This is a genomic window from Loktanella fryxellensis (genome assembly GCF_900110065.1).
Classification (GTDB): Bacteria; Pseudomonadota; Alphaproteobacteria; order Rhodobacterales; family Rhodobacteraceae; genus Loktanella; species Loktanella fryxellensis.
This window is the reverse complement of record NZ_FOCI01000059.1, coordinates 1-2,890: the sequence shown is the minus strand read 5'-3', so window position 1 is coordinate 2,890 and position 2,890 is coordinate 1. Positions and strand designations below refer to the sequence as shown.

At 63.4% G+C, this 2,890-nt stretch carries 1 protein-coding gene and 2 pseudogenes; all 3 read right to left on the bottom strand.

From position 1 onward, the window contains the following. Positions 1–11 precede the first annotated feature (11 nt). Positions 12–463: pseudogene (locus tag BMX16_RS18130) on the bottom strand (cytochrome b). A 227-nt stretch (positions 464–690) separates the two neighbouring features. After that, positions 691–1,389, bottom strand: a complete 699-nt coding sequence (locus tag BMX16_RS17120) for a VIT1/CCC1 transporter family protein (RefSeq protein WP_089905991.1) — start codon at positions 1,387–1,389, stop codon at positions 691–693. Beyond that, positions 1,386–2,789, bottom strand: a pseudogene (locus BMX16_RS17115) (heavy metal translocating P-type ATPase); the annotation flags it as partial. The gene BMX16_RS17120 and the pseudogene BMX16_RS17115, both read right to left, overlap by 4 nt. Positions 2,790–2,890 lie beyond the last annotated feature (101 nt).

Genomic DNA, 2,890 nt, shown 5'->3' with positions numbered 1-2,890 from the left:
ATTCTGAGCTCTTACGAGGGCGAAAGCGTCAGGCTGACCTCGTCGCAAATCCTGCCCGCAACTGAAATCCCAATGGGACGGAGACGACGCTTACGTCCTTCCTTGCGCCAGAACTGGTGATACAGTGAAGCGGCGACATGCAGCGCGATCAGGCCGATGAACACGGGCTTTGCATAGGTGTGCCACTCGTCATAGGGATCGCCATAGTAATACCCCAGCAGTCCGGTGACGGGCACCACGATGAGCCGCGCGTAAAACAACCAGTGGGAAACCTTGCCCGCCAGCTCAACGGCGCCACTTGTTTCCGGGGTGGCGGCAGGGCACCGTTCTTCCAGCGCAGGACCAGCCGGACGGCGACCAGTGCAAGGATGGCGATGCCGAAATAGTAGTGCATTCCGGCAAGAAAAGCCTCGCCAACTGCAACGGCTTCCCCTTCTTCGGCCGCGTCGATTGCTTCGGTCATGCTTTTGCCGAAGATAAGCTGCGCGAAAACAAGCGCCGCGATCAGCCAGTGCAGGCCGATTTGCTAGATCGTGTATCCTCGGACGCTGCCGAAATGGTCTCTTTTCATGGTCATTGCAGGTTCCTTTTATGAATTTTCAGGTTTGCATGGTGAAGGATCGATGTGATTGATCGACATCAGTCGCTGGCGATCAGACCGGGTGCGCCCCTTCTGTGATTGAGCGACCGTCACGCCGCCACGCCAAAGATCCACCCGACGGCGGTCGTCGCGGCCATGGCAAGCGCGCCCCAGAATGTCACCCGGATACCGCCCTTGAGTATGCCGGCCCCTCCGGCCGTGGCGCCGAGCCCGCCAAGTGCCATCAGCGCGACCAATGTCGTCACTGCGACAAGCAGGGAGATCTGCGCAGCAGGTGCCACAGACGCCACGATCAGCGGGATGACGGCCCCAGCCGCAAAGGTCATCGCCGAGACCAGCGCCGCCTGGATCGGCCGGGCGGTCACAGTCTCCGAGATGCCAAGCTCGTCCAGCGCATGGGCCCCCAGCGCATCTTTTTGCGTCAGCTGGACCGCGACCTGCCGTGCCAGTCCATCGTCAAGCCCACGCCCGATATAGATGCGTGTCAGTTCGTCCAGTTCCGCCTCGGGAGTGTCTTTCAGTTCTCTGGTTTCGCGCGCAAGATCGGCTTGCTCGGCGTCCGTTTGCGAGCTGACCGAAACATACTCACCCGCCGCCATGGACATGGCGCCCGCGACCAGACCCGCCAAACCAGCGATCAGAATTTCGGGCCGCCCGGACCCGGCGGCGGCCACGCCCACGACCAGACTTGCGGTCGAGACAAGGCCATCATTCGCCCCCAGCACGGCGGCGCGCAGCCAGCCGATGCGATGGACCATGTGGCTTTCGGAATCGGACAATCTGCTCATGTATTGGGTCCGTTCAATGCAGGGATGTGAGGATGTGATGGAGCGGCCCCGCGTGGTTTGATCCGCAGGGCTCGCAGTGCGTTCAGTATCACGGCGACATCGATCACCTCTTGCGCCAGGGCCCCTTGCACCGGCGTCAGGTATCCAAATGCGGCTGCAATCATGCCAAAGACCGACAGGCCGATCCCGGCTGCGACGCTTTCCAAAGCGATCCTTCGGCTGCGCTGCGCAATCTCAATCCCCGGCAGCAATCGGTCAAGGTGATCGACCATGAGGACTACGTCTGCCGCCTCGGCCGATGCCGCAGCCCCGCGTGCGCCCATGGCCACCCCGACGTCAGCGGCGGCAAGGGCTGGGGCGTCGTTCACCCCGTCGCCCACCATCATCACCGGGCCGTTCTTGTGCTCTGTCAGGACCAGCAACACCTTCTGATCCGGGGTCAGATCGGCGCGGATGGCATCAAGGCCCAGACCTTCGGTCACCGCTTCTGCCACCGCGCGGCGGTCGCCGGTGGCCAGGATGATCCGGGCTATCCCCAACCTGCGCAAGCCTGCCAATAGGTCCGCCGTGCCGGATCGAAGGGCATCGGCCATCACGATATGGCCTGCCATTTTGCCATCGACCCCAAGCGACACGATCACCGCACCTGCGGTTGTCAGCGTGCTGTCTGGGTCATGCACGCTTGTCTGTGAAGCGACAAAGGAAGCGCCGCCGACCACGACTTTGCGGCCATCTATCATACCCGACACGCCTTCGCCCGGCGTCTCGATGATGTCGTGCGGCACCGGCAGGACGGTGCCGCGCGCCTGCGCCGCCGTAACGATGGCCTGCGCGATCGGGTGCTTCGACGCCTGATCGAGGGCTGCCGCATAGTGCAGGACCTCGTCCTTGGACAGGTCGCCATGCGTTTCAATCGACACGATCTGCGGCCGCCCGTCCGTCAGCGTTCCTGTCTTGTCGAGGATCAGCGTCTTGATCCGCGCGAGCGCCTCCAAAGGCTTCGCCCCCTTAATCAGCACGCCGAAATGCGCGGCGCGCGACAAGCCGGCTACCAGCGCGACCGGCACGGCAAGGATCAGGGGGCACGGCGTTGCCACTACAAGTACCGCCACCGCGCGGATCGGATCGCCCGTGACCCACCAGGCGGCGGTTGCCAAGGCAGCTGTGACAGCCAGAAATAGCATGGAATAGCGATCGGCCAGCCGTGCCATCGGCGCCTTGGAGGCTTGCGCCGCCTCGACCAGCCGGACGATCCCGGCATAGGTGCTGTCGGCCGCCGCCCGCGTGACCCCCAGATCAAAGGCCTCGCCCGCGTTGGTCGAGCCGCTCATGACCTCTTGTCCCCGGCGCACTCGGATAGGCATCGACTCGCCGGTCAGCGCTGCCTGATTCAGCATGGCCTGGACACGACTCTGTTGCGCAAATCAGCTGACGGACGGTTTTCCCCTTACCCCAGACGGATTTATGCCACTGCCTTTGTGACGGGGATGCCAAGGGCGGT